At 62.0% G+C, this 26,160-nt stretch carries 26 protein-coding genes; 24 read left to right on the top strand and 2 right to left on the bottom strand.

The genetic code is table 11. The annotated features are described in order from the left end of the window. Positions 1 to 109: 109 nt before the first annotated feature. The 20 genes from GTP69_RS08570 to GTP69_RS08475 all read left to right on the top strand — a co-directional run bounded on the left by GTP69_RS08570 (position 110) and on the right by GTP69_RS08475 (position 19,862). Positions 110 to 1,216 (top strand): DUF3667 domain-containing protein, encoded by a 1,107-nt coding sequence (locus tag GTP69_RS08570; RefSeq protein ID WP_161054484.1) that lies wholly within the window; start codon positions 110 to 112, stop codon positions 1,214 to 1,216. Positions 1,217 to 1,338: 122 nt separating this feature from the next. Beyond that, the gene (locus GTP69_RS08565; RefSeq protein WP_161054483.1) at positions 1,339 to 2,247 is read left to right on the top strand and encodes an NAD kinase; all 909 of its coding nucleotides are present in this window, start codon (positions 1,339 to 1,341) and stop codon (positions 2,245 to 2,247) included. Between the two features lie 28 nt (positions 2,248 to 2,275). Continuing rightward, entirely contained in the window at positions 2,276 to 3,928 is a 1,653-nt protein-coding gene (gene recN / locus GTP69_RS08560) for a DNA repair protein RecN (protein WP_161054482.1), read from the top strand. A 66-nt stretch (positions 3,929 to 3,994) separates the two neighbouring features. After that, on the top strand, positions 3,995 to 4,222 hold the full coding sequence (locus GTP69_RS08555; RefSeq protein WP_110845690.1) for a hypothetical protein: 228 nt from the start codon (positions 3,995 to 3,997) through the stop codon (positions 4,220 to 4,222). 8 nt (positions 4,223 to 4,230) lie between these two features. Beyond that, on the top strand, positions 4,231 to 4,470 hold the full coding sequence (locus GTP69_RS08550; RefSeq protein WP_161054481.1) for a hypothetical protein: 240 nt from the start codon (positions 4,231 to 4,233) through the stop codon (positions 4,468 to 4,470). 35 nt (positions 4,471 to 4,505) lie between these two features. Next, positions 4,506 to 5,615 carry a ferrochelatase gene (gene hemH / locus GTP69_RS08545; protein WP_161054480.1) on the top strand — a complete coding sequence of 370 codons (1,110 nt, stop codon included), beginning with the start codon at positions 4,506 to 4,508 and terminating at the stop codon, positions 5,613 to 5,615. A 213-nt stretch (positions 5,616 to 5,828) separates the two neighbouring features. After that, the gene (gene grpE / locus GTP69_RS08540; protein WP_161054479.1) at positions 5,829 to 6,380 is read left to right on the top strand and encodes a nucleotide exchange factor GrpE; all 552 of its coding nucleotides are present in this window, start codon (positions 5,829 to 5,831) and stop codon (positions 6,378 to 6,380) included. Between the two features lie 76 nt (positions 6,381 to 6,456). After that, a complete protein-coding gene (gene dnaK, locus GTP69_RS08535; protein ID WP_161054478.1) occupies positions 6,457 to 8,400 on the top strand; it encodes a molecular chaperone DnaK in 1,944 nt (647 codons plus the stop codon). A gap of 107 nt (positions 8,401 to 8,507) precedes the next feature. Continuing rightward, positions 8,508 to 9,635 (top strand): molecular chaperone DnaJ, encoded by a 1,128-nt coding sequence (gene dnaJ, locus GTP69_RS08530; RefSeq protein ID WP_161054477.1) that lies wholly within the window; start codon positions 8,508 to 8,510, stop codon positions 9,633 to 9,635. Between the two features lie 89 nt (positions 9,636 to 9,724). Then, the gene (gene can / locus GTP69_RS08525) at positions 9,725 to 10,405 is read left to right on the top strand and encodes a carbonate dehydratase (protein WP_161054476.1); all 681 of its coding nucleotides are present in this window, start codon (positions 9,725 to 9,727) and stop codon (positions 10,403 to 10,405) included. A 106-nt stretch (positions 10,406 to 10,511) separates the two neighbouring features. Further along, positions 10,512 to 11,573: an acyltransferase family protein gene (locus GTP69_RS08520; protein WP_267874575.1), complete on the top strand. Its 1,062-nt coding sequence runs from the start codon at positions 10,512 to 10,514 to the stop codon at positions 11,571 to 11,573. 65 nt (positions 11,574 to 11,638) lie between these two features. Beyond that, positions 11,639 to 12,508 carry a TauD/TfdA dioxygenase family protein gene (locus GTP69_RS08515; RefSeq protein WP_161054475.1) on the top strand — a complete coding sequence of 290 codons (870 nt, stop codon included), beginning with the start codon at positions 11,639 to 11,641 and terminating at the stop codon, positions 12,506 to 12,508. A 16-nt stretch (positions 12,509 to 12,524) separates the two neighbouring features. Then, positions 12,525 to 13,520: an ABC transporter substrate-binding protein gene (locus GTP69_RS08510; RefSeq protein ID WP_161054474.1), complete on the top strand. Its 996-nt coding sequence runs from the start codon at positions 12,525 to 12,527 to the stop codon at positions 13,518 to 13,520. Further along, positions 13,517 to 14,395: an ABC transporter ATP-binding protein gene (locus tag GTP69_RS08505; protein WP_161054473.1), complete on the top strand. Its 879-nt coding sequence runs from the start codon at positions 13,517 to 13,519 to the stop codon at positions 14,393 to 14,395. Before GTP69_RS08510 ends, GTP69_RS08505 begins: the two co-directional genes overlap by 4 nt. After that, positions 14,392 to 15,264, top strand: a complete 873-nt coding sequence (locus GTP69_RS08500) for an ABC transporter permease (RefSeq protein ID WP_161054472.1) — start codon at positions 14,392 to 14,394, stop codon at positions 15,262 to 15,264. Before GTP69_RS08505 ends, GTP69_RS08500 begins: the two co-directional genes overlap by 4 nt. Positions 15,265 to 15,333: 69 nt before the next feature. Further along, positions 15,334 to 15,951 (top strand): ANTAR domain-containing response regulator, encoded by a 618-nt coding sequence (locus GTP69_RS08495; protein ID WP_161054657.1) that lies wholly within the window; start codon positions 15,334 to 15,336, stop codon positions 15,949 to 15,951. Positions 15,952 to 16,204: 253 nt separating this feature from the next. Next, positions 16,205 to 17,470, top strand: a complete 1,266-nt coding sequence (locus GTP69_RS08490) for a CmpA/NrtA family ABC transporter substrate-binding protein (RefSeq protein WP_229260857.1) — start codon at positions 16,205 to 16,207, stop codon at positions 17,468 to 17,470. 15 nt (positions 17,471 to 17,485) lie between these two features. Then, entirely contained in the window at positions 17,486 to 18,400 is a 915-nt protein-coding gene (ntrB, locus tag GTP69_RS08485) for a nitrate ABC transporter permease (RefSeq protein WP_161054470.1), read from the top strand. An 11-nt stretch (positions 18,401 to 18,411) separates the two neighbouring features. Continuing rightward, complete coding sequence (locus GTP69_RS08480; RefSeq protein ID WP_161054469.1) at positions 18,412 to 19,218, top strand: ABC transporter ATP-binding protein; 807 nt, start codon at positions 18,412 to 18,414, stop codon at positions 19,216 to 19,218. Next, the gene (locus GTP69_RS08475) at positions 19,215 to 19,862 is read left to right on the top strand and encodes a methyl-accepting chemotaxis protein (RefSeq protein WP_161054468.1); all 648 of its coding nucleotides are present in this window, start codon (positions 19,215 to 19,217) and stop codon (positions 19,860 to 19,862) included. Before GTP69_RS08480 ends, GTP69_RS08475 begins: the two co-directional genes overlap by 4 nt. On the opposite strand, the gene GTP69_RS08470 is transcribed toward GTP69_RS08475, so the two are convergent. Both GTP69_RS08470 and GTP69_RS08465 read right to left on the bottom strand, forming a co-directional pair. Then, the gene (locus GTP69_RS08470) at positions 19,834 to 20,760 is read right to left on the bottom strand and encodes an alpha/beta hydrolase family protein (RefSeq protein ID WP_161054467.1); all 927 of its coding nucleotides are present in this window, start codon (positions 20,758 to 20,760) and stop codon (positions 19,834 to 19,836) included. The two genes, GTP69_RS08475 and GTP69_RS08470, sit on opposite strands and share 29 nt — an antisense overlap. Beyond that, positions 20,760 to 21,857: an RDD family protein gene (locus GTP69_RS08465; protein WP_161054466.1), complete on the bottom strand. Its 1,098-nt coding sequence runs from the start codon at positions 21,855 to 21,857 to the stop codon at positions 20,760 to 20,762. Before GTP69_RS08465 ends, GTP69_RS08470 begins: the two co-directional genes overlap by 1 nt. A 145-nt stretch (positions 21,858 to 22,002) precedes the next feature. Here GTP69_RS08465 and GTP69_RS08460 point away from each other — a divergent pair, with 145 nt between their 5' ends. The 4 genes from GTP69_RS08460 (at position 22,003) to GTP69_RS08445 (ending at position 26,154) form a co-directional block, all read left to right on the top strand. Next, positions 22,003 to 22,944 carry a sensor histidine kinase gene (locus tag GTP69_RS08460; protein ID WP_161054465.1) on the top strand — a complete coding sequence of 314 codons (942 nt, stop codon included), beginning with the start codon at positions 22,003 to 22,005 and terminating at the stop codon, positions 22,942 to 22,944. Then, on the top strand, positions 22,934 to 23,686 hold the full coding sequence (locus tag GTP69_RS08455) for a LytR/AlgR family response regulator transcription factor (protein ID WP_161054464.1): 753 nt from the start codon (positions 22,934 to 22,936) through the stop codon (positions 23,684 to 23,686). Before GTP69_RS08460 ends, GTP69_RS08455 begins: the two co-directional genes overlap by 11 nt. Positions 23,687 to 23,719: 33 nt before the next feature. After that, a complete protein-coding gene (locus tag GTP69_RS08450; RefSeq protein ID WP_161054463.1) occupies positions 23,720 to 24,571 on the top strand; it encodes a hypothetical protein in 852 nt (283 codons plus the stop codon). Positions 24,572 to 24,858: 287 nt separating this feature from the next. Beyond that, on the top strand, positions 24,859 to 26,154 hold the full coding sequence (locus GTP69_RS08445) for an MFS transporter (RefSeq protein WP_161054462.1): 1,296 nt from the start codon (positions 24,859 to 24,861) through the stop codon (positions 26,152 to 26,154). Positions 26,155 to 26,160 lie beyond the last annotated feature (6 nt).

The raw sequence follows: 26,160 nt of genomic DNA, 5'->3' as shown, positions 1-26,160 counted from the left end.
TAAGGCCATCATAATCAGTTGGTTTTGCGTCAGTCGCCACCTTGAATTTCGACAACTAATGCTGGAAGTCGTTTATCATTTAGACCATATTTCTTGATCGGATACTTGGATGAGCACTGCTGTCACGCCGGAAAACTGCGCCAATTGCGAAACCCCGCTGAGCGGCCACTACTGTTCCAACTGCGGCCAGGAAGCGGTGCTGCACCACGCCAGCACGCGCGAGTTCCTGAACGAGTTCGTGGGCCACTACGTCGCGCTCGAAGGCAAGCTGTGGGGATCGCTGGTGCGCCTGCTGTTCCGGCCGGGCATGCTGACCAATGAATACATCCGTGGCCGCCGGGTGCGCTTTGTGCAGCCGCTGCGCCTGTATCTGTCGTTCAGCCTGCTGTTCTTTGCGCTGCTGAAGTTCGGCGGCCATGGCATTGAGAATGGTGCGGACGAAGCGGATGAGCCAACCGCCGCGCCAGCGGCCGTCGTCGAACAGGCGGCCAAGCAGACCGGCGAGCTCGACAAGCTGACGGTGAGCATCCCGGCCAAGGACGACAGCGCCGCCGCCGCCGAGGCCGCCATCGCCGCGATGGAAAAGGACGAGGACGTCGAGTCGCGCGCGCGTGACAAGGCCGCCAGGGTAGCGGCGCGCATTGCGGCCAGAGCGGCGGCCAAAGAGGCGGCCAAACCGGCGCCGGCCACCCCGGCCAGCGTCAGCGAGCCGGGCGAGCATGAATCCGCAGCCCACTCGAAGGCGCGCGATGAGGTCGACCAATGGCTGGACGAGAAGGGCTGGCAGACGCTGCGCCACAAGTGGCAAGGGCTGAACGCGATGTCGCGCGAGCAGCAGAAGGCCGCGTTGCAGGCCGGCTTCTACCACTATGCGCCGTATGCGATTTTCTGCCTGATGCCGGTGTTTGCGCTGTACCTGAAAATCCTCTACATCGGCTCAGGCCGCCGCTTTGGCGAGCACGTGCTGTTCGCCTTGCACACCAATGCCTTTGCCTTCCTGATCTTCAGCCTGATGCTGGTGATCAAGGTCGGCGTGGTCGACTTTGCGCTGTGGTGCTGGTTGCTGGGCTACCTGCCGTGGGCGATGCGGCGCGTGTATCACAGCAGCCGCGCCGGCACGCTGGTGCGCTGGTCGGTGCTGATGTTCTTCTATTCGATTTCGGTAGCAGTGGCGCTCGGTCTGGCGGGGGCGTTGGGAGCGATGACAGCCCACTGAGTGTGATGCTTGCATTAAATACTGTTTAAATGTACAGTGGCGACGCTAGCGGTGATAGCCGAAGCAGGCGATATGGGTTACCCTCCTGCGTGTTCCTGCCCTAGCCTAAAGCCGAGATTTTTATGACCGCCACGCACGCCGTTTTTCACACTATCGCACTGGCTGTGCGCCCGAATACCGACGGCATCGCCGAGTCGGTGTCCAGCGTGGTCGATTTCCTGCGCCGGGGCGGCTACAAGGTGGTGTTTGAAGAACAGACCGCCGCCCACCTTGGGCCGCAATTTAACGAAGTGCCGGTGATGGACGCGGCCGGCATCGGCGCCGGCTGCGACGCCGCCATCGTCATGGGCGGCGACGGCACCATGCTGGGCATTGCGCGCCAGCTGGCGCCGTTCAATGTGCCGCTGATCGGCATCAATCAGGGCCGGCTCGGCTTCATGACCGACATTCCCCTCGAAGGCATGCTGGACGTGCTGGCGCGCATCCTCAGCGGCAGCTACCAGGCCGAGCGCCGCACGCTGCTGGAAGGCCATGTGCTGCGCGCCGGCGAGTCGATCCATGTCGGCATGGCGGTCAACGACGTGGTGGTGATGCGCGGCACCGGCGCTGGCATGGCCGAACTGCGCGTCGATGTCGACGGCCAGTTCATGTACAACCAGCGCTCTGACGGCCTGATCATCTCCACCCCAACCGGCTCCACCGCCTACGCCTTGTCGGCCGGCGGGCCGCTGCTGCATCCGTCGCTGGGCGGCATCGTGCTGGTGCCGATTGCGCCGCATGCGCTGTCCAACCGGCCGATCGTGCTGCCGGAGTCGAGCCAGATTGTGGTGGAAATCGTGCGCGGACGCGATATCAGCGTCAACTTCGACATGCAAACCTTCGCCAGCCTGCAAGCGCAGGACCAGATCGTGATCCGGCGCTCGCCGCATGCGATCACCTTCCTGCATCCGGAAGGCTGGAGCTACTACAACACCTTGCGCGAAAAGCTGCACTGGAATGAGTATCCGTCCGGTGAGGGCAAACTCGTTTAACTACACTAACGCCACACTAACGGTCTCCATGCTGCGTACCCTGTCCATCCGTGATTTCGTGATCGTTGAGTCGATCGAACTGGAATTCTCCGCCGGCTTTACGGTGTTCACCGGCGAGACCGGGGCCGGCAAATCGATCCTGATCGATGCATTGACGCTGGCGCTGGGCGGCCGCGGCGACGCCAGCGTGGTGCGCGAAGGGGCGGCCAAGGCCGACATTACGGCCGATTTCGCCGTCAGCGCGCAGGCGCGCGACTGGCTGGCCGCCAATGAATTCGCGATGGAAGAGGGCGGGGCGCTGCTGCGCCGCGTGATCGACAACGCCGGCCGCAGCAAGGCTTACATCAACGGCATCGCGGCGACGGCGGCGCAACTGCGCGAGCTGGGCGACATGCTGGTCGACATCCACGGCCAGCACGCACACCAGTCGCTGATGAAGACCGAGGCGCAGCGCGTGCTGCTGGACGGCCAGGCCGGCGCCGACAGCGAAGCGCGCGCGGTGGCGGCGGCGTATCGCGCCTGGCGCGCGCTGGCCAGGCAGCTGGAGGAATTCGAGACCAATGCCGCCAATGTGCTGTATGAGCGCGAGCGGCTGGAGTGGCAGGTCAACGAGCTGGAAAAGCTGGCGGTCAAGCCGGGCGAGTGGCTGGAGGTCAGCAATGAGCAGAGCCGGCTGTCGCACGCCGCCAGTTTGCTGGAAGGCGCGCAGGAGGCGCTGGAAGTGATTTCGGAAGCCGAGGATCATCCGATCCTGTCGCAGCTGTCGTCGCTGAACCAGAAGTTGGGCAAGCTGGCCGATATCGACAGCGGCCTGCAGCCGATTGTCGACCTGATCGAGCCAGCGCGCATCCAGTTGCAGGAAGCGGTGTATGCGCTCAACGATTATCTGGACCGGGTGGATCTCGATCCGTCGCGCCTGCGCACGGTGGAAGCGCGCATGGATGCGATCCATTCGGCGGCGCGCAAGTTCCGCGTGCCGGAAGAGCAACTGCCGGAGGAGCATACCAAGCTGGCCGGACGGCTGTTGCAGCTGGCCGACGCCAGCGATCTGGAAGGCTTGCGCAAGCAGGAAGAAAAGCTAAAGGCTGCTTACATGGCCGAGGCGCAGAAACTGTCGGCCACGCGCGCCAAAGCCGCTGCGGCGTTGGGCGAGGCGGTCACGCGGGCGATGCAGGAATTGAATATGACCGGCGGCCGTTTCGAAGTGGCGCTGCATGCGGCCGAGCCGGCGGTGTATGGGCTGGAGCAGGTGGAATTCCTGGTGGCCGGCCATGCCGGCGTGGCGGCGCGCTCGCTGGCCAAGGTGGCGTCGGGCGGTGAGCTGGCGCGGATTTCGCTGGCGATTTCGGTGATTACGTCCAACGCGACCACGGTGCCGACCTTGATCTTCGACGAGGTGGATAGCGGCATCGGCGGCGGCGTGGCGGAAGTGGTGGGGCGTTTGCTGCGGCGTCTGGGCCAGGAGCGCCAGGTGCTGTGCGTGACGCACTTGCCGCAGGTAGCCAGCCAGGCCGGCCAGCATTTTCAGGTGGCCAAGGGCACGCTCGACAACGGCAAGACCGCCTCGCGTATCGACGTGCTGGATTCCAAGTCGCGGGTGGAGGAAATCGCCCGCATGCTGGGTGGACTGGAAATCACCGCCACCACCCGCAAGCACGCCCGCGAGCTGCTGGCCTCTTGATATAGCTCAGTCCAGCGCCGGCTAAACGCGCTAAGATTGATCATTGCCCTTTACAAGGAGGCAGTGATGGATCTGGAACTCAGAGTGGACCGGCTGGAAGCTTTCGCTGAGGACGCGAAAGTACGACTGGTTCGCATCGAAACGCGCCTTGACGCGATGGAAGCGCACATGGCCACCAAGGCCGACCTCGCGGGACTCGAAACCCGGCTGATCAAGTGGTTTATTGTCACCGCGTTCGCGATTACCACCGTCATGAGCGGTGTTGCCGTCGCGGTTGCCAAGCTTATCCACTAAAGGAGGCGATGGTGGAGATCGAAGAACGGGTTGGCAAGCTGGAATTCTTTGCCGAAGAGGTCAAGCAGCGGCTTTCGCGGATCGAGGCGCGGCTGGATGTGATTGACGCGCAGTTGACGCACTTGGCCACCAAGGCCGACCTCGCCGGGCTGGAAACCCGGCTGATCAAGTGGTTTATTGTCACCGCGTTCGCGATTACCACGGTCATGAGCGGCGTTGCCGTCGCGGTTGCCAAGCTTATACATTAAGATACGGGCTGACGGTACTCAACCTTAAGCCATTCATGACCTTCCAAAAAGAACCTCCGCACAAGCATGGCACCACCGGCCGCAGCGCCATCGTCCTGGTCAACCTGGGCACGCCGGATGAGCCGACCCGCTCCGCCGTGCGCCGCTACCTGAAAGAATTCCTGTCCGACCCGCGCGTGGTCGAGATTCCCAAGGCGGTCTGGTGGTTCATCCTCAACCTGATCATCCTGCCATTCCGTTCCGGCCAGTCGGCCAAGAAATACGCCACCATCTGGACCCGCGAAGGTTCGCCGCTGCGCACCAACACCGCCGCCCAGGCGCTCGGCCTGCGCGCCGCTCTCGGCGAGCGCGGCCACGAAGACCTGACGGTGGCCATGGCCATGCGCTACGGCTCGCCTTCGCTGCCGGAAGTGCTGACCAAACTGAAAGCCGACGGCGCCGACCGCATCCTGGTGCTGCCCGCCTATCCGCAATATTCCGGCACCACCACCGGCTCGATCTACGACGCCGTGTTCCAGCACTACGGCAGCGTGCGCAACATCCCGGAGCTGCGCTTCATCCGCAACTACCACGACCACGAAGGCTATATCCGCGCCTTGCAGCAGTCGGTGCTGAACCACTGGGACCAGCACGGCCAGCCGGAAAAGCTGGTGATGAGCTTCCACGGCGTGCCGAAGCGCACGCTGATGCTGGGCGACCCCTACCACTGCGAATGCCTGAAGACCGCGCGCCTGCTGGCCGCCGCCCTCAAGCTGACGCCGGACCAGTACATCGTCACTTTCCAGTCGCGCTTCGGCAAGGCCGAGTGGCTGCAGCCGTACACCGCGCCGACCGTGGCGCAGCTGGCGCGCGACGGCGTCAAGCGGCTGGACGTGATCTGTCCCGGCTTCATCAGCGACTGCCTGGAAACGCTGGAAGAAATCTCGATGGAAGTGCGGCATGACTTCGAATCGAACGGCGGCAAAGAGTTCCACTACATCCCCTGCCTGAACGACTCGCCGGCCTGGATCGCCGCGCTGGCGGAAATCGCCGAGCAGCACATCATCGGCTGGCCGACCAAGCTGGCGCCGGCCGAGCGCGAGCTACTGAAAAAAGATGCGGAAGTCGCCCGTGCCGCCGCTGTGCAGCTTGGCGCTGCCGACTGAAAAGCAACATTCCTTCCGCCATCCCGCCGTCACCCGACAATCAGCACTTGCGGGTGACGAGTGCCAGCCTGTTAAAATAGCCGCCTGATGCAAACTTAACGTTGTCGAAATGGCAGGGAAAATAAACCCTTGAAGTTGTAGGTTATTGCCCCATTTACTGCCACAGCGGTAATACAAGTCATGTCAAACAAATACGATCGTAGGAGTCTCTAGATGCAAGATCAGGAAAATCAAGCCGTACCCCCTAATCCAGAGGCGGCAGCAGCCGCTGCGTCGGCCCCGCCATCGACTCCAGAGGGCGGCCTGCCGTCGCTGGAACAGCAACTGGCCGACACCGAAGCCAAGCTGGCTGAAATGCATGACGCCTTCATGCGCGCCAAAGCCGATGGTGAAAACATCCGCCGCCGTGCCCAGGAAGACGTGTCCAAGGCGCATAAATTTGCCGTCGAAAGCTTTGCCGAGGCCTTGGTACCGGTCAAGGACAGCCTGGAAATGGCACTGAAAGTCGAAGCGCCAACGCTGGAATCGTTGAAAGAAGGCGTGGAAATGACGCTGAAGCAACTGTCCGCCGCCTTCGAACGCAACCGCCTGATCGCCATCGAACCGGTGCAGGGCGAGAAGCTGGACCCGAACAAGCACCAGGCCGTCGCCGTGGTGCCTGCCGACCAGGAAGCCAATACCGTTGTTACCGTGCTGCAAAAAGGTTATATGATCGCCGACCGCCTGCTGCGTCCGGCCATCGTCACCGCAGCGCAAGCCAAATAAAATTTAAGCTCTTGAAATCACAGAGCTTTTCCACATATTAGTACCATCTGAACTCTAGCAAATAAGGAAGAAAATCATGGGTAGAATTATCGGTATCGATCTGGGAACCACGAATTCCTGCGTTTCCGTCATGGAAAATGGTCAGCCAAAGGTAATCGAAAACGCCGAAGGCGCGCGTACGACGCCATCGATCATTGCTTACCAAGAAGATGGTGAAATCCTGGTTGGTGCGCCGGCAAAACGCCAGGCCGTGACCAATCCAAAGAACACGCTGTACGCGGTCAAACGCCTGATCGGTCGTAAATTCGACGAGAAGGAAGTGCAGAAAGACATCGGTCTGATGCCTTACGCCATCACCAAAGCCGACAACGGCGATGCCTGGATCAGCGTGCGCGACAAAAAACTGGCGCCGCCACAAATCTCGGCGGAAGTGCTGCGCAAGATGAAGAAAACCGCAGAAGACTACCTGGGTGAAGAAGTCACCGAGGCCGTCATCACCGTACCTGCGTACTTCAACGACTCGCAGCGTCAGGCCACCAAAGACGCCGGCCGTATCGCTGGTCTGGACGTCAAACGCATCATCAACGAACCAACCGCTGCGGCGCTGGCTTTCGGCCTGGACAAGACCGAAAAGGGCGACCGCAAGATCGCCGTGTATGACTTGGGCGGCGGTACTTTCGACGTGTCGATCATTGAAATCGCTGACGTTGATGGCGAGAAGCAGTTCGAAGTGCTGTCGACCAACGGCGACACTTTCCTGGGCGGCGAAGACTTCGACCAGCGCATCATCGATTACATCATCGAAGAGTTCAAGAAGATCAACGGCCTAGACCTGAAAAAAGATCCGATCGCCCTGCAACGCATCAAGGCTTCGGCCGAGCGCGCGAAGATCGAACTGTCGTCGTCGCAGCAGACCGAAATCAACGAGCCGTACATCGCCATGGCGAACGGCGCGCCGGTCCACCTGACCCTGAAAATGACCCGCGCCAAGCTGGAATCGCTGGTGGAAGAGCTGATCATCGCTACCATCGAGCCATGCAAAACCGCGATCAAAGATGCGGGCGTTAAAGTCACCGACATCGACGACATCATCCTGGTCGGCGGTATGACCCGTATGCCTAAGGTGCAGGAAAAAGTTAAAGAGTTCTTCGGCAAGGAGCCACGTAAAGACGTGAATCCGGACGAAGCCGTTGCAGTTGGCGCCGCCATCCAAGGTTCGGTACTGTCGGGCGAACGCAAAGACTTGCTGCTGCTGGACGTAACGCCGCTGTCGCTGGGTATCGAAACCCTGGGCGGCGTGATGACCAAGATGATTCACAAGAACACCACGATTCCTACCAAGTTCTCGCAAGTGTTCTCGACCGCCGACGACAACCAGCCTGCGGTGACCATCAAGGTTTACCAAGGTGAGCGCGAAATCGCGGCCGGCAACAAAGGCCTGGGCGAGTTCAATCTGGAAGGCATCCCGCCAGCATCGCGCGGCACGCCACAGATCGAAGTGACCTTCGACATCGACGCCAACGGCATTCTGCACGTCGGCGCCAAAGACAAGGCCACCGGCAAAGAGAACAAGATCACGATCAAGGCCAACTCCGGTCTGACCGAAGCGGAAATCCAGAAAATGGTGAAAGACGCTGAAGTCAACGCTGAAGAAGACAAGAAAGTGAAAGAACTGGCTGAGTCGCGCAACCAGGCCGACGCACTGGTACACTCGACCCGTAAATCGCTGACCGAATACGGCGACAAGCTGGAAGCCGGCGAAAAAGAGAAGATCGAAGCGGCGATCACCGACCTGGAAGCCTCGATCAAATCGGGCGACAAGGCCGAGATCGACGCCAAGGTGGCCTCGCTGTCGACCGCGTCGCAGAAGCTGGGCGAGAAGATGTACGCCGACATGCAAGCGCAGCAAGCCGCCGGCGGTGAAGGTGCAGCGCCAGGCGCAGGCGCCGGTGCTGAACAGGCCAAACCACAGGACGACGTGGTGGACGCCGACTTCAAAGAAGTCAAAGACAGCAAGTAATCGTCATTCCCGCGCAGGCGGGGTGACTACGCCGAGTCGTGTGGCACCGCCGCCGGCTCGGCTTTTTCGCATAAATCAGTACAGAATAGAAGCAGGATCCCGACACTATGGCAAAGCGTGATTTCTACGAAATACTCGGTGTGGCTAAAAGCGCTACCGAAGACGAGATCAAGAAGGCCTACCGCAAGCTGGCTATGAAATACCACCCGGACCGCAATCCGGATAGCAAAGACGCGGAAGAGAAATTCAAGGAAGTCAAAGAAGCGTACGAGATGCTGACCAATCCGGAAAAGCGCGAGGCGTATGACCGCTATGGTCATGCCGGCGTCGATCCGAATGCGGGCGGCGGCGGCTTCGGCGGCGGCGCCGGCGGTTTCGGCGATGCCTTTGGCGATATCTTCGGCGACATCTTCGGTGGCGGCGGCCGCGGCCGCAGCCAGGGTCCGCAGGTGTACCGTGGCGCCGATCTGCGCTACAACCTGGAAATTACGCTGGAACAGGCAGCGCACGGCTTCGACACCACCATCCGCGTGCCGTCGTGGGACAAGTGCGACACCTGTAACGGTTCCGGCGCCAAGCCAGGCACCTCGCCGGTGACCTGCTCGACGTGCGCCGGCCATGGCCAGGTGCGCATGCAGCAGGGCTTCTTCAGCATCCAGCAGACCTGCCCGAAATGCCATGGCACCGGCAAGATCATTCCGGAACCATGCGCCGCCTGCTCGGGCCAGGGCCGCATCAAGCGTAACAAGACGCTGGAAGTGAAGATCCCGGTCGGCATCGACAACGGCATGCGCATCCGTTCGTCCGGCAACGGCGAACCGGGTACCAATGGCGGACCATCGGGCGACTTGTACGTGGAAATCCACATCAAGCCGCACCAGGTGTTCCAGCGCGAAGGCGACGACCTGCATTGCGAAATGCCGATCTCGTTCGCCAAGGCGGCCTTGGGCGGAGAAATCGAAGTGCCGACGCTGTCTGGTAAAGTATCGTTTACGATCCCGGAAGGCACCCAGTCGGGTAAAACCTTCCGCCTCAAAGGCAAGGGCATCAAGGGCGTGCGTTCCGGCTTCGCGGGCGATCTGTTCTGCCACGTAGCGGTGGAAACGCCGGTCAAGCTGACCGACAAGCAGAAAGACCTGCTGCGTGACTTTGAAAAGTCGACCACCGAGGGCGGCAACAAGCACAGCCCGCAGACGAAAACCTGGCGTGACAAGGTCAAGGACTTCTTTGAGTAACTTGATGGTCACACCGGCTTGGTAATATCGGACCGCCGCGCTGCCTATTTTGGGCAGACCGGCGGTCTTCTTATGTACGAGAGGAAATCATGGAAAGTCTGAAAAACAGTACGTCCCCTTTGCGCGGCCTGCTTGAGAACAACCGTCGCTGGGCGGAGTCGGAAGTCGCACGCGACCCCGAATTCTTCAGCCGGCTGGCCAATCAAGCCGCACCGGAGTACCTGTGGATCGGTTGTTCCGACAGCCGCGTACCGGCGAACGAACTGCTGGGCCTGTTGCCGGGCGACGTCTTCGTGCACCGCAATATCGCCAACGTGGTGGTGCACTCCGACCTGAACGCGCTGTCGGTGCTGCAATTCGCGATTGATGTGCTGAAGGTCAAGCACGTGATCATCGTCGGCCACTACGGCTGCAAGGGCGTGCATGCGGCCATGATGGGCACCCGCGTCGGCCTGGTCGACAACTGGCTGCGCCATGTGCACGACGTGCATCAGAAGCACGAGCGCTACATGGGCACCGTGGTCAACGAGCAAAAGCGCTCGGAGCGCCTGGTCGAGCTGAACGTGGTGGAGCAGGTGTCCAACGTCTGCGCCACCACCATCGTGCAGGACGCTTGGGACCGCGGCCAGGAGCTGACCGTGCATGGCTGGGTGTACGGCATCAACGACGGCAAGCTGCAAGACATGGGCATCGCTGTCAGCGCCCGCGACCAGCTGGCGCCGGCCGTGCAGCAGCGTCTGGCCAAGTACGACACCGCCTCAGCGAGCTGATGCTTGACCGTTATGCGACACTTGTCACATAATCGTGGCTTGTGTCGCATAATCGGGAGACGTTCTGGAAACACGTTCAAACAGCAGGAATCAGCACATTGACGCCTTGCGCGGTGTGGCGATTTTATGCGTGCTGGTGCTGCATTTTGCGCTGGCCTACGATCTGAAAAACAGCCCGATCGGCTTGCTGCCGGCGTGGTTGCGGCGCGCCGCCTATCAGGGCAATTTCGGCGTGACGATCTTTTTCACCCTGTCCGGTTACCTGATCGTGTCGATGTCGCTGCGGCGCTGGGGCGACCTGGCGCACATCAAGCTGCGCGAGTTCTACGTGTATCGTGCCGCCCGCATCCTCCCTTGCCTGCTGTTGGCGCTGGCGATCATCGTCGCGCTGGGCCTGCTGGATATCCCTTTCTTCGACAACGACGCGCTGCCGCACAGCTATTTCCTGATTGCGGTCGGCTCGATCCTGACCTTCTGGCATAACCAGCTGATGCAGAGCGCCGGCTATTTCAACTATTGCCTGAACGTCTACTGGTCCTTGTCGGTAGAGGAAATGTTTTATCTGCTGCTGCCGGTGTCCTGCCTGCTGCTGCGCAAGCGCTTGCCGATCCTGCTGCTGTGCGCCGTCGCCATCGTGGCCGGGCCGGTGTACCGCAGCCAGCATACCGACAACGAAATCTATTTCATGTACGGCTATCTGGCCTGCTTCGATGCGATCGCCATCGGCTGCGTCACTGCCTTGCTGATGCAGCGCTGGCAAGCCACGGCGCGGCAGGCGCTGGTGTTGAGGTGGCTGTCAGGGCTGGTGCTGGCGGCACTCTACGTGCGCGGCATTCATGGACATGAAGTCTTTGGCTTCACGCTGGTGGCGCTGGCCACCGCCGGCTGCATACTCGGCGCCGGCGAAGCGCGCGGCAAGCCGGGCGTGTTGCAGTGGCTGGGCCGCCACAGCTATGAGATTTACCTGTTCCACATCATCGTGCTGGCGGCGCTGCGCAACGTGGTCGACAAGCCGCAGCTGGGCTACGCGGCTACCTTGCCGTGGTTCCTGGTGTTTATCCTGCTGACGGCGCTGGTGGCCGCCGCTGTGGCGCGTTTCGTGTCCGATCCGGCCAACGCCGCGATTCGCCGCACCTGGATGCGAAAGACGCATAACGATATCGGATAAGCTTCGTTTTCTAAATAAGGACGGCGGCATAGACTGTATCGCACATATTTCCTCGGGTGTGCGCCATGGCTGCCGTTCTGCAAGATGCTTTTCAGGTTGAGTTGTTTGATGCGCCGCTGGGCGCCGAGATTCTTGGGCTGGACCTGAACCGCCCGCTGCCGCCGCGCGAGTTCCAGCGCATTCACAAGGCGCATCTGGATCACCATCTGCTGGTGTTCCGCGACCAGCGCATCACGCCGCAGCAGCAAGTCGATTTCAGCCGCCGTTTCGGGCCGCTGCAAATCCATGTGCTGCGCAATTTCCAACTGCCTTCGCACCCGGAAGTGCTGATCATCTCCAACATCATCGAGGACGGCCAGCCGATCGGCCTGGGCGACGCCGGCCACTTCTGGCATTCCGACCTGTCGTACAAGGAGACGCCGAGCCTCGGCTCGATGTTGCACGCGCAGGAGTTGCCGGACGAAGGCGGCGATACGCTGTTCGCCAATATGCATCTGGCCTATGACACGCTGCCGGCCGCCTTGCGCAACGCCGTGCACGGCGCGCGCGCTGAGCACAGCTATCTCACCCAGTACGAAGAACTGCGCCGCCGCAGTCCCTTCCGCCCGGCGCTGACGCAGGCGCAGATCGACGAGGTCAAGCCGGTAGTCCATCCGGTGGTGCGCACGCATCCCGAAACCGGCCGCAAGGCGCTGTTCGTGAGCGAGCATTTCACCACCCGCATCGTCGGCCTGCCGGATGACGAAAGCCGCGCGCTGCTCGATGAGTTGTTCGCGCACAGCGTCAGGCCGGAGCACGTGTACCGTCATCGCTGGGCGCCGCATGACATGGTGTTCTGGGATAACCGCTCGCTGATGCACCTGGCGGCCGGCACGCCCGCGCATCTGCGCCGCAAGCTGTATCGCACCACCATTGAAGGCGACGTGCCTTTTTAATCCACCGAGGATCACCATGTTCAAACTGACCGCCGCCACTTTGGCGCTAAGCTTCGCCTTCGCTGCACCCGCGTATGCCGAAGGCCGCATCCGCATCGCCGAGCAGTTCGGCGTGGTCTACCTGCTGCTGAACGTGGCGCAGGACCAGCAGCTGATCGAGAAGCAGGGCAAGAAGCTCGGCGTCGATATCACGGTGGAGCGCCTGCAGCTGTCCGGCGGTTCGGCGGTGAATGATGCGCTGCTGTCGGGCGCCATTGATATCGCCGGCGCCGGCGTCGGTCCGCTGCTGACCATCTGGGACCGCACCAATGGCCGCCAGAACGTGAAGGGCGTGGCGTCGCTGGGCAGCTTCCCTTACTACCTGGTGAGCACCAATCCCAAGGTGAAGAGCATCACCGACCTGACCGAAAAGGACCGCATTGCGCTGCCGGCGGTGACGGTGTCGGTGCAGTCGCGCATCCTGCAATATGCGGCGGCCAAGCAGTGGGGCGACAAGGAGTTTGCGCGGCTGGATAAATTCACGCAGACCTTGCCGCATCCGGATGCCGCCACCGCCGTGATCGCGGGCGGCACGGAGATCAACGGCCACTTCGGCAATCCGCCGTTCCAGGAGCAGGAACTGGCCGGCAATCCGAATGCGCACATCGTGCTGAATTCCTACGATGTGCTGGGTGGTCCGAGTTCCGCCACCGTGTTGTACGCCACCGAGAAATTCCGCAACGAGAATCCGAAGACCTACCGCGCCTTCACCGCCGCGCTGGCGGAAGCGGCGCAGTATGTGGCCAAGAATCCGGAAGGCGCGGCCGATACCTATCTGCGCATAAGCAAGAGCAAGGTGGATCGCGAGCTGATTTTAAAGATCATCAAGAATCCGCAGGTGAACTTCAGCGTGGCGCCGCAGAACACCTACGGCCTTGCGCAGTTCCTGTACCGCGTGGGCGCGATCAAGAAGCAGCCGGCCAGCTGGCGCGATTACTTCTTTGAAGATCCTGTGATTGTGCACGGATCATGAGCCTGCAAATCGTCAGCCCGACCGGGGGCATCGCGCCGCTGCTGCGCGCCGAAGGCGTGAGCCTGGAATATGGCGGCACGCGCGCTACGCACGATGTCAGCTTCGACGTGTATCGCGGCGACCGCTTTGTGCTGCTGGGGCCTTCGGGCTGCGGCAAGTCGTCGTTGCTGAAGGCGGCGGCGGGCTTCATTGCGCCGGCGGCCGGCAGCATCGCCATCAACGGCGCGCCGGTGCGCGGACCAGGGCCGGACCGCATTGTGGTGTTCCAGGAGTTTGACCAGCTGCCGCCGTGGAAGACGGTGAAAGAGAACGTAATGTTCCCGCTGCTGATGACCAAGCGCGTGAGCCGTCACGAAGCGGCCGAGCGGGCCATGCACTGGATTGGCAAGGTGGGCTTGAGCGGCTTTGAGGATGCGCATCCGCACACGCTGTCCGGCGGTATGAAGCAGCGCGTGGCGATTGCGCGCGCGCTGGCGATGCAGCCGGAGGTGCTGCTGATGGACGAGCCGTTCGCCGCGCTCGACGCGCTCACGCGGCGCAAGATGCAGGAGGAATTGGGGCGCTTGTGGGAGGAGCTGCGCTTTACGCTGTTGTTCGTCACGCATTCGATTGAGGAGGCGCTGGTGGTGGGGAATCGCATCCTGTTGCTGTCGCCGCATCCCGGGCAGGTGAGGGCGGAGTTGAATAGTCACCAGTTTGATCTGGCCAGCGCCGGCAGCCTGGAGTTTCAGGCGGCCACGCAGCGCATTCACGGGCTGCTGTTCGGCGAGGCCGCCACCGCCGTTGCCGTCTCACCGGCGCACGCCGGTGACCATGCTGAGCGTGCCGTTAAGCGTTCTATGGATTCCGGCGTGCGCCGGAATGACGGTCTATGAGCCTCGTCCTCGATCCACCAATCCGACAGGAGCGCGAGTACAGCGTCGCCGCGCCTACGCTGCGCGCCGCCGATCCGCTGCCGCCACTGGCCCAACGCGCCTGGCAGCAAGCCTGGCTGCGCAAGACGCTGATCCTGATCCTGCTGGCCATCCTATGGGAAGCCGCAGCCCGCTGGACCGACAACGACCTGCTGCTGCCGACCTTCCTGCAAACCGCGCGCGCCTTTGTTGACGGCATCGTCAATGGTGAGCTGCTGGACCGCATCCGCATCTCGCTGGCGGTACTGGTGCAAGGCTACCTGGCCGGCATCGTGGCCGCCTTCGTGCTGACCGCGCTGGCCGCCTCCACCCGCATCGGTCGCGACCTGCTGGAAACGCTGACCGCCATGTTCAACCCGCTGCCGGCGATTGCCCTGCTGCCGCTGGCGCTGTTGTGGTTCGGCCTGGGCAAGGCCAGCCTGCTGTTCGTCATCGTCCACGCGGTCCTGTGGCCGCTGGCGCTGGGCGCCTATGCCGGCTTCCAGGCGGTGCCGGAGACGCTGCGCATGGCCGGCCGCAACTACGGCTTGCACGGACTGCGGCTGGTGCTGCACATCCTGGTGCCGGCGGCGCTGCCGTCCATCCTGTCCGGCCTGAAGATCGGCTGGGCCTTCGCCTGGCGCACGCTGATCGCCGCAGAGCTGGTATTCGGCACCACCGGTGGGCAAGGTGGCCTGGGCTGGTACATCTTCCAGAACCGCAGCGAGCTCTACACTGACAAAGTCTTTGCCGGCCTGGCCGCCGTCATCCTCATCGGCCTGCTGGTGGAAAACGTGGTATTCCGTCCACTGGAAACCTTCACCGTGCGGCGCTGGGGCATGCAACGCTAAAAGCAAGGCTGGCAGAATCAGTCGGTTCTGACTTAGAATCTGCGCATGACCACCAAAACCCAGCCGGCCATGCCGAAATTGCGCATCGTTGTCGTCAACACCGTCATTCATGACGAAGGCGACGAAGCGTTGCATGCGCAGGCCGAGCGTGCGCGCGTGCTGCGCATCGGTTTGCTGGAGGCGGGCTACGACATTGTCGCCTCGCTGCCGCCGGATATGTACTTGCCCGAGCGCATCGCGCAACTCCAGCCGGACATGATCATCGTCGATGCCGAATCGGATGCGCGCGATGTGCTGGAGCATATCGTCATCGCCACCCGCGACGAGCGCCGCCCGATCGTCATGTTCACCGAAGACCAGGACCCGGAAAGCATGGAGGCCGCAGTGGAAGCAGGCGTGTCGGCCTACATCGTCGCCGGCTTGCAGGGCGAGCGCATCAAGCCGGTGCTGCAAGTGGCGCTGGCGCAGTTCAAGCGCGAGCAGAAGCTGCTGGATGAACTGTCCGATACCAAGAGCAAGCTGGCCGAGCGCAAAGTCATCGAAAAGGCCAAGGGCCTGCTGATGGAGCGCCAGCGCTTCACCGAGGAGCAGGCCTATCAGAAGCTGCGCTCCATGGCCATGAGCAAAAACCTCAAGCTGTCCGAAGTGGCGCAGCGCATCCTCGACGTCGAAGATCTCTTGGGCTAAAAATGCCCCCCAAAATGATGCAGCGCGCATTTTCGGTGCATTTTTTTTGCCCGTCTATTCCTCTTCCCCCTCTGTAGCCCCGCTGGCACGGACATTGCATTGCTGTAAGTAAGCGCAATGCTGCGCACGATGTGCCTTGCCAACGGCGGTAGGGCCCACCAGACAATGACGTCTACCAGATCATGAATTCGTTCGTGAGGGTAGGCGTTTTTTTTGGCCCAATAGTTATAGACGACTACCAGAAGGGATAGCCATGAAGCATACTGAGCTCGCAGCAAACGACGTCGAGGTCGACGTCACACGCAGGAAAATTATTCATGGTGCAGGTCTGGTAGCGGGAGGAAGCATGTTGGGATTGGCAACGGGGGGCGTATGGGCCGCAGGGTCGGACAAGCCGGAGAAAGAAGAAGTCAAGATCGGCTTCATTCCGCTGACCGATTGCGCCTCCGTGGTGATGGCGTCGGTGCTGGGCTTCGATAAAAAATACGGCGTCAAATTCGTGCTGAGTAAAGAGGCCTCGTGGGCCGGCGTGCGCGACAAGCTGTCGAATGGCGATCTGGATGCAGCCCATGTTCTGTATGGTCTCCTTTACGGCGTGCAGATGGGTATCGGCGGCCAGAAGAAGGACATGGCGGTGCTGATGGGCCTCAATAACAACGGCCAGGCGATCACGCTATCGAAGAAAATCGCCGATAAGGGCGGCGTCGATGGTCCATCGCTGGCAAAGCTGATGCAGACCGATAAGCGCGAGTACACCTTCGCGCAGACCTTCCCGACCGGCACCCACGCCATGTGGCTGTACTACTGGCTGGCCGCCAACGGCATCAATCCGATGAAGGACGCCAAGGTCATCACCGTACCGCCGCCGCAGATGGTGGCCAATATGCGGGTCGGGAATATGGACGGCTTCTGCGTCGGCGAACCGTGGGGCCATCGCGCCATCATGGACGGCGTGGGCATCACCGCCACCACCACGCAGGATATCTGGAAGGACCACCCGGAGAAGGTGCTGGGCTCCACGCTGGAATTCGCCAAGAAGTATCCGAACACCTGCCGCGCCATGATGGCGGCGATTCTGGATGCAGGCAAATGGATCGATGCGTCGCTGGCCAACAAGAACAAGATGGCCGAGGTGATCGCCGATAAATCCTACGTCAACACCAGCAAGGATGCGATCGACCAGCGCATCATGGGCCGTTACCAGAATGGCCTGGGCAAGACCTGGGACGATCCGAATCACATGAAGTTCTACAACGACGGCGCGGTCAACTTCCCGTACCTGTCGGACGGCATGTGGTTTATGACGCAGCACCGCCGCTGGGGCCTGCTGAAGGACGATCCGGATTACCTGGCCGTGGCGACCTCGGTCAACCAGATCGACTTGTACAAGGATGCGGCCACCATGACCAAAACGCCTGTACCTAAGAGCCCTCTGCGTACCTCGAAACTGATGGACGGTTCAGTGTGGGACGGCAAGAACCCGAAAGCGTTCGCCGCCTCGTTCAAGATCAAAGCCTGATAACAGGAGCATCTGATGAACGCTATGCTAGAACCGGATAACCCGGCGCCTGCAGTTGCGGCCGTTGCTACCGCCGATGCCACCGCTGCCGCGCCCGCCCGCCGTCCACGTCGCCCGCTGGCCGCCAACGGCACGGCGCGCGCGCGCCGGCAGGTCTCCGCCATCGTCATGAAAATCGTCGCGCCGCTGGTGGGGGCGGCCTTGCTGGTCGCCGTATGGCAGCTGATCACCGTGAACAACGCCACCTTCCCGACGCCGGCCGCCACGCTGGCGGAAGCGGTCAAGCTGTTCTCCGATCCGTTCTACCGCACTAGCCCGAATGACCAGGGCATCGGCTGGAACCTGCTGGCGTCCTTGCAGCGCGTGGGCGTGGGCTTCGGCCTGGCGGCGCTGGTCGGCATTCCGCTCGGCTTCCTGATCGGCCGCGTGCAATTCGTCGGCAGCATGTTCGGACCGATTATCAGTTTGCTGAAACCGGTGTCGCCGCTGGCGTGGTTGCCGATTGGGCTGCTGGTGTTCAAATCCGCTAACCCGGCGGCGATCTGGTCGATCTTCATCTGCTCGATCTGGCCGATGATCATCAACACCGCCGTCGGCGTGCAGCGCGTGCCGCAGGATTACATGAACGTGGCGAGGGTGCTCAACCTGTCGGAGTGGAAGGTGCTGACCAAGATCCTGCTGCCATCGGCGCTGCCATACATTCTGACCGGCGTGCGGCTGTCGATCGGCACCGCGTGGCTGGTGATCGTCGCGGCCGAAATGCTGACCGGCGGCGTGGGCATCGGCTTCTGGCTGTGGGACGAGTGGAACAACCTGAATGTCCCGCACATCATTATCGCCATCGTATCGATTGGCCTGGTGGGGCTGCTGCTGGAGCAGGCGCTGATGGCGCTGGCCCGTGCCTTCACCTACGAACAAGTATCCAACTAAGGAGCGCGATCATGGACGAATCACGATTCATCGATATCGAAGGCGTGGAGATGGTTTTCCACACCAGGAAGGGCGTGTTCCATGCGTTGCGCGAGATCGACCTCAAAGTGGCCAAGGGCGAATTCATTACGCTGATCGGCCACTCGGGCTGTGGGAAGTCGACCTTGCTCAACCTGATCGCCGGCCTGCTGCAACCGAGTGACGGCGTACTGTTGTGCGCCAACCGCGAAATCGCCGGGCCGTCGCCGGAGCGTTCGGTGGTGTTCCAGAATCACTCGCTGTTGCCATGGCTGACGTGCTATGAGAATGTGTATCTCGGCGTGGAACGGGTGTTTGGCAAGGCGGAATCGAAAGCGCAGCTGCGCGAACGCACCATGGCTGCACTGGCGCTGGTGGGCCTGACGCATGCCGAGACCAAGCGGCCGCATGAAATCTCGGGCGGCATGAAGCAGCGCGTCGGCATCGCCCGCGCGCTGGCGATGGAACCGAAAGTGCTGCTGATGGACGAACCGTTCGGCGCGCTGGATGCGCTGACCCGCGCGCACTTGCAGGACGAGCTGCTGAAGATCGTCGCCGCCACCAAGTCCACCGTGGTGATGGTGACCCACGATGTTGATGAGGCGGTGTTGCTGTCCGACCGCATCGTCATGATGACCAACGGCCCGGCCGCCACCATCGGCGAAATCGTCAACGTGCAGCTGGATCGTCCGCGCGACCGCGTGGCCCTGGCGGCGGATGCGAAGTACATGGAATACCGCACCGCGGTGTTGGAATTCCTGTATCGCAAACAGGCGCATCCTGCGAAGGAAGCCGCATGATGGAGAGCGTCGCCAGCAAAGCGTTGAGTGGTGAGGTATTCAGTGCCTTGATCAACCTGTCCGGGCGGCGCCGCTTCACGTCACAGCGCATCGTGCTGTATGCGTTGCTGGCGTCGCAGGGGCAGGAGGGCAGTGACGCAACGGCGCGGGAAGCATTGTCGCTGTTTCGCGGCGCGCACAAGTCGCTGCTGAGCGATGCGGACGGCTTGCCGGGCGTGTTCTGCCCGGAGCTGCGCGAGGCTTACTTCGGCAAGATGGATGGCGACAAGCAGATCGTCGCCTTTGCCGATCTGGGTGAACGCACCTTGAAGGCGATTGCACAGGAATCATCGCAGGCGGCGGAACTGCTGGCGGAACTGGTGCGCATCACCACGCCGACGCTGGCGATCCTGAATGCGATCACCGGCATCTATGAAGAACAGGCCAAGCAGAATGCGCGGCAGGTGCGCAAGCAACTGCGCGGCGTGATTACGGATATCGAAACCATCAACCGCCAGGCGCGCATGGTGGCGTTCAACGCGCGCATTGTGGCGGCGCGCGCAGGACAGGCCGGCAAGGAGTTCTCCGTGGTGGCCGGCGTGCTGTCCAACATCACCGGCGAGATCGACGAAATGGTCAACGCGGCGCTGGCCGCTGCCGCTTGAACCAAGCGGCCAGGCTGGCGACATAGTCTTGCAGGTGCGGCTGGTCCGGCGCTTGTAGCGTGTGGCTGGCGTTGGGGTATTCGATGAAGGTGAAGTCCTTGTCCGGATGTTTGGCAAAGTCGTCGCGCAAGGCGCGGCCGGATTCGATCGCTTCACTCTCGTCCTTCTCGCCCATCGCCGCGGTGATCGGAATGTCCAGCTGGCGATAGGTGGGCAGCGGATCGTAGAACAGGTGCGAACTCCAGTAAAGGTAGGCGTGACCCATGAATTCTTTTTCCAGGCTGTCCGGATCGGCCTTAATGGCAGCGAAGGTTTTCAGGAACAGTGCGCGCGAAAGCGGATTCGCATACGGCGCCACACCGCGATCGGCAAAGATCAGAAAGCCTTCGCTTTGCGGCAGGCCGCCGCTGCCTCCGGTTGCAAGCCAGCCGATTTTCGGACTGCGCAAGGCCACCAGCGGCGCCACTGTGCCGCCTTCCGAAAAGCCCAACACTGCCAGGCTGCGCGCAGGCAGTGCCTTCAGCGCGGGCAGGCTGTCGATGAAGGCCAGGTTATCGCTGACGCGGCGTTCCAGATAATCCATCGAGTTGTAAGCGACGGAGCAGGTCTCGCTGTTATCGCCTTTATTGATGCCGGTCTTCTCCAGGAAGTAGACATCCACCGGCGCCGGATAGCGCTCGAAGAAGAACGGCACGCGGCTGCCGAAGTCCTTGCATCCCGAACCGCTGATCAGCAGTATCGGCGTGGCCTTGCTGGCGGCCTCTGTATCGTGAAGATGATAGTAGCGGCGCGGCTGGCCATCGATGGTGATTGGCGCTTCATCCAGCACGCGCGCGGAAAAAGCTGAGGTGGAGGTGGCCAGCAGTGCGGCGCCGGCTGCCAGGAGGCGGCGGCGCATCACGGCAGTCCCGCCACGCGCCACTCCTGCGGCGTATGGGTGTAGTTTTGGCTTTGCCAGAACTTCGCAATGCCGATGTCGAAGCCGGAAGTGAGTGTCACGGTAACAGTTTTCATTTGCTTGGCATTGGCGTAGTTTTCCAGCGCGAGTTTGGCGATGCGCCTTGCCAGTGCTTCGCGGTCCGGTGTTGAAGTGTCGACGATGGCATTGATGTTGAGGAGATTGAAGCCGCCGCCGTCACCCAGGTTGGCGCTGACCATGACGGTGGCGCCGGTCACGCCGGGGAGTTCCATCACCACGTGCTGAACACGCAGCATGCCGCCGAGCGCAGTGTCGGTTGCCCCTGGTCGCGCCATCCACACGCCCGCTGCGCAGAAGGCCGCCAGCGATGCCGCGACGACGGCGGCATGGCCACGCCAGATATGCGCTGCCGGCAGCGCCAGCGGCCCACGTGTCGTTCGGACGACGAACGCGCCCACGGCCAGGTCGTGCAGCGATTGCCGCGTCCTGCGATTGAAGAGCAGAAGATAGAACACGCAGAAGGTCACGCCGAATAGCAGCATCGATAAGCCGGAAGCGATCCATTCATTGAGCGAGGTGAAGGCGGCAGGCAAGTTACTCAGGAAATAGGCCAGGCAGAAAATGGCAGCGCGCAGGAGCGAGGCGCCCAGGCCCAGCGCCGCGCCGTCGGGCCGGATAACCCGCAGTCCAAGGATTCTCATGCCCAGCGACTGGCCGCCGCCGATACGGCTTTGCGGTACGCCGAAGTAGCAGGTGGCGATGACAAATCCCACGATGCGGCCCCACAGTCCAAGCGCCATCAACTGGTCGCGCAGGCAGGCGCCGATAATCGCGCCAATCAGGGCGAGTATCAGCGAATCGATGAGGAAGGCGCCGATGCGGCGCCAAACGCCGGCGACAGTGGCCGGCAGCGCCGGTCCTTCTTCAATGGCAGGAATCTCGCGCGGCGCGGCGGCCAGTGTGGCGAGGCGGGCTTCGATTTCTGCGACGCGTTCCGGGTAGCGGTCGGCGTCGATATGTTTGCGAATCTGGCGGAGTTCTGGTTCCGAGTATTTGCTGTAGTCCGGCTGATCCATCCAACATCCATTTAAGTATTTGGCAACTAAGTATAGCGCGCAATCGTCGTTGGTGGATACCAAACCGTCGTTCGTCTCATGTATGCTGTCAGGCCGCGTTGCGGGGCGTAGGCTTCGCATGTGATCAACAAAAACTACGTTCGCCATGAAACCGAAACTGTTTAACGCTGCCTGCTGGTTGTTCGGCGTTCCGTTGCCGGACCGTGATCCTTCCAACGCTGCGCGGCCGGTCGCGCGCCTCGCCGTGATGCTGCTGCTCGGCGCCGTCATCGGCTACCTGATCATCATCTGCGCCGACGCCGCGCAGGACTTCGTCAACGGCTTCAGTGCCGGCATCCACGCCGACGAACCGGCGCCGCCGGAAGTGCAGTGGAATATCCCGCTAGGCGTAATGGTTGGCCTGTCGCTGATGGCATTGCTGCTGGCGCAAAGCCACATCATGAAGTCGGCCATCCTGCTGACCGGCGACCGCCTGAACCTGGAGCGCGAACGAGCCAACCGCCAGCAACTGGAAGCGGAACTGCGCCTGATGAAGGCGCAAATCGAGCCGCACTTCCTGTTCAATACCCTCGGCGCCGTCCAGCAACTGGCAGAGGACAAGGCGCCGCTGGCCGCCGACCTGACCGCGCAGCTGATCACCTTCCTGCGCGCGACCATGACCAGTCTGCGCGCCGACACCATCAGCATCGCCGACGACAGTGCGATCTGCGACGCCTACCTGCGCATCATGCAGGTGCGGTTGGGCCAGCGCCTGCAGTTCGCCATCCACTATCCACCCGAACTGGCGGACTTCCCACTGCCGACCGCACTGCTGCTAACGCTGGTGGAAAACGCCGTCAAGCACGGGATAGAGCGCCAGCCGGCCGGTGGACGCATCGACATCACCGCCGAAAAGCAGGAGCACCACGTGGTGGTGAAGGTGGCCGACACCGGCGCCGGCTTCGGCGAGACGGTCGGGCAGGGCGTCGGCCTGCAACATATCCATGACCGGCTGGCGCTGACCTATGGCGACAATGCGCGCCTGACGATCGAAGAGAATACGTCAGGCGGCGTGGTCGCCCGACTCTATCTTCCCCATGAACGATAAACCATCCATTCTGATTGCCGAAGACGAGCCGCTCATGCGTGAACGGCTGCTGGCACAACTGGCGCAGGCCTGGCCGCAGGGACGCGTCGTCTCGGTGGCGGAAAACGGTAACGACGCCTGGGACGCATGGCTTGAACACACGCCGGATGTGGTCTTCCTCGACATCCAGATGCCGGGCCTGACCGGACTGGAAGTGGCGCGCCGCATCGCCGAGCGCTCCCACATCGTGTTTGTAACGGCCTATGACCAGCACGCGCTTGAAGCCTTCCAGCGCGGCGCGGTGGACTATCTGCTCAAGCCAGTGGAGTTGACGGCGCTGGAGCGCACGGTAGACCGCCTGCGGCATCGCGTGCAGGCTCCCGCTGCGCTGGCGCTGGCGCCGGTGCTGAATGAACTCGCCCGGCCCGCGCCGCAGCGCCTCAAATGGCTGAAGGCCAGCGTTGGCAGGCAGATTCGCCTGATTAATGTCAGCGACGTGCTGTTCCTGCAATCGGACACGAAATACACCCGCGTGGTGCTGGCGGACGGCGAAGCAGTGATCCGCGTGGCCTTGAAAGACCTGCTGGAAGGGCTGGACCCGGAGCTGTTCTGGCAAATCCACCGTGGCACCATCGTCAACGCCCATGCCATCGCAGCGGTCGAGCGAGCCGAAAACGAACGTCTCAACGTTCTTGTCAAAGGCAGCAGCGAGGTGCTGACAGTCAGCCGCACGTTTGCGCATCTGTTTCGGGGATTTATGTGACAATGTTGATCTATTTGCAAAATCACCACCCCGATGAAAAATCTCGTATTGACCTTGTTTGTGGCCGCAGGCCTGGCCGCTTGCAATCGTGAGGAAAAGCCTGTCGAACCGCCCAAGCCCGCAGCGCCGGTCGCGCCGCAGCCGCCTGCCGCTGCCAAAATCAACAGCGCAGAGCTGATGCAGGCCGTGTTTGGCGATGCCTACAAGGCGGCGGACAAGAAAGCCCTCGCCACCCTGGTTGTCGATGGCAGCGAGATTCCCCATGTGATGACATCCGTCGCCAACACGCAGCTGCCCGATGGTCGCGTCGTCCTGATTGTCAACGGTGCAGTCGCTGCCGACGATGGCTCGAACATGGCGAGCCATGCCGACTCCGGCGTGTTGAATGTCTACCTGTTGCAGCGCGAAGGTGACCATTGGGTGGTGCGGCAGCGCCAACAAAGTGTCGCGGCACTGGGGTCGGAAGGCTTTATCGGCAGCGTGAAATGGGTGACGCTGGCGCCGGGCAAGCTGGGATTCATTGTTTCCAATGGCGGCGTGTGGCAAGGCTATGCCATCACCCACGCCGATATTTTTGAACTGGGCGCCAATGTGCGTAGTCTCGGCGGCTTCAACGAAGCTTCCACCAACGAAGGCGCTTGCGGGCCGGCCGTGGACGAATGCTGGAATGTGGCCGGGGCTATCAGCTTCGCCGCCGAAGCGCAGCAGAGCGGATATAACGATATCGTGGTTAACTTCGGCGACAAACGGTACACGGTGACGGAAGAGAAAAACGGCGATTTCGTTGAACACGTCAAGAGCAACACCAAGACCAGCGCCCGCTACCACTTCAATGGCAAGGAATATGACCTGGTCAGCGGCGCCAACCCCGTCCCCGACATCTGAAGCACGCACCGTGAATGCGCACCGATAGTGTGCGCGGTGCACCGCAACATAGCGCCGCCCCATGGCGGCCCTCATCCTCCGTACACGCATTCCCTCTGTAGATGCGGCCTCCAGCCTCTGGCACGACTCTTGCGACTGTAAGCGCAAGGGATCAACGGCGATCTCCCTGAAGTACATGAATACATAGCTGGTCCAAGGACGGACTGGCAGGACAACGGCGTCCGCCCAACCCGGTCTTTGAGGCCCGGTTGCGCGGACGCCTTTTTGTTTTCTGAACGGGATAAAACATGGCCAGCAAAGCTACCAGCATCAAGCTCTTTTCGTTTTCAACGCCTCAGATGCGGGCGTTCCACTTGACCTGGATGGCGTTCTTCGTCTGCTTCTTCGCGTGGTTTGCCTGCGCGCCGCTGATGCCGGTGATTAAAGGGGAATTCGGCCTGACGCCAGGGCAGATCGCCAATATCAATATCGCCGCCGTTGCCGTCACCATCCTTGTGCGGCTGATCGTCGGCCCGCTGTGCGACCACTTCGGCCCGCGCAAAGCCTATACCGGCTTGCTGCTGCTGGGTTCCATCCCGGTGATCGGTGTCGCTTTCGCGCAGAGCTACGAGAGCTTTTTGTTCTTCCGCCTCGCCATCGGCGCGGCCGGCGCCAGCTTCGTCATCACGCAGTACCATACCTCGGTGATGTTCGCGCCGAAGGTGGTGGGCACCGCTAATGCGGCCGCCGCAGGCTGGGGTAATGCTGGCGGCGGCGTCGCGCAAGCAGCCATGCCGCTGTTGATGACGGCCATGGTCATGCTGGGCGTGAGCGAAGGCTTCGGCTGGCGCGCCGCGCTGATCGTGCCGGGCGTACTGATGATCGTCATGGCCTTTGTCTACTACCGCTACACGCAGGACTGCCCGCAAGGGAACTTCAGCGAGCTGCGCGCCGCCGGCGTCACCATTGAGGGCGGAAAGAAAGGCGGCTGGGACTCGTTCAAGCTGGCCGCGTCTAACTACCGCGTATGGCTGCTGTTCATCACCTATGGCGCCTGCTTCGGCATCGAGATCTTCATCCACAACATCGCCGCTATCTACTACGTCGACCACTTCCAACTGACGCTGGCGCAAGCTGGCATGGCGGCCGGCAGCTTTGGCTTGCTGGCGCTGTTCGCCCGCGCGCTGGGCGGCTGGGTGTCGGACAAATTCGCCGCCGGCGGCAACCTGAATAACCGCGTCACGTTGCTGTTCGTGCTGATGCTGGGCGAAGGCGCCGGCCTGCTGATGTTCGCTCACGCCGGCAACCCCATGCTGGCAGTGGCGGCGATGCTGTTCTTTGGCCTGTTCACCCACATGGCTTGCGGCGCGACCTACGCCGTGGTGCCGTTCATCGACAAGCGCGCCCTCGGCGGCGTGGCCGGCATCATCGGCGCAGGCGGCAATGTCGGTGCGGTCGCTGCCGGCTTCCTGATGAAAGGCACCGGCGACGTGCAGCAGACCCTGAGCATCCTGGGCGTGCTGGTCGCCATCTCCGCCCTGTGTGCACTAGCTGCGCGCTTCAGCAGCGCCACCGTACAAGAAACCGCCGTCGCTACCGCTTAAAGGAAT

It is taken from the genome of Duganella levis (assembly GCF_009857605.1).
GTDB classification, from domain to species: domain Bacteria; phylum Pseudomonadota; class Gammaproteobacteria; order Burkholderiales; family Burkholderiaceae_D; genus Rugamonas; species Rugamonas levis.
Note: the sequence above shows the minus strand (reverse complement) of the source record. Positions and strands in the feature narration are given on the sequence as shown.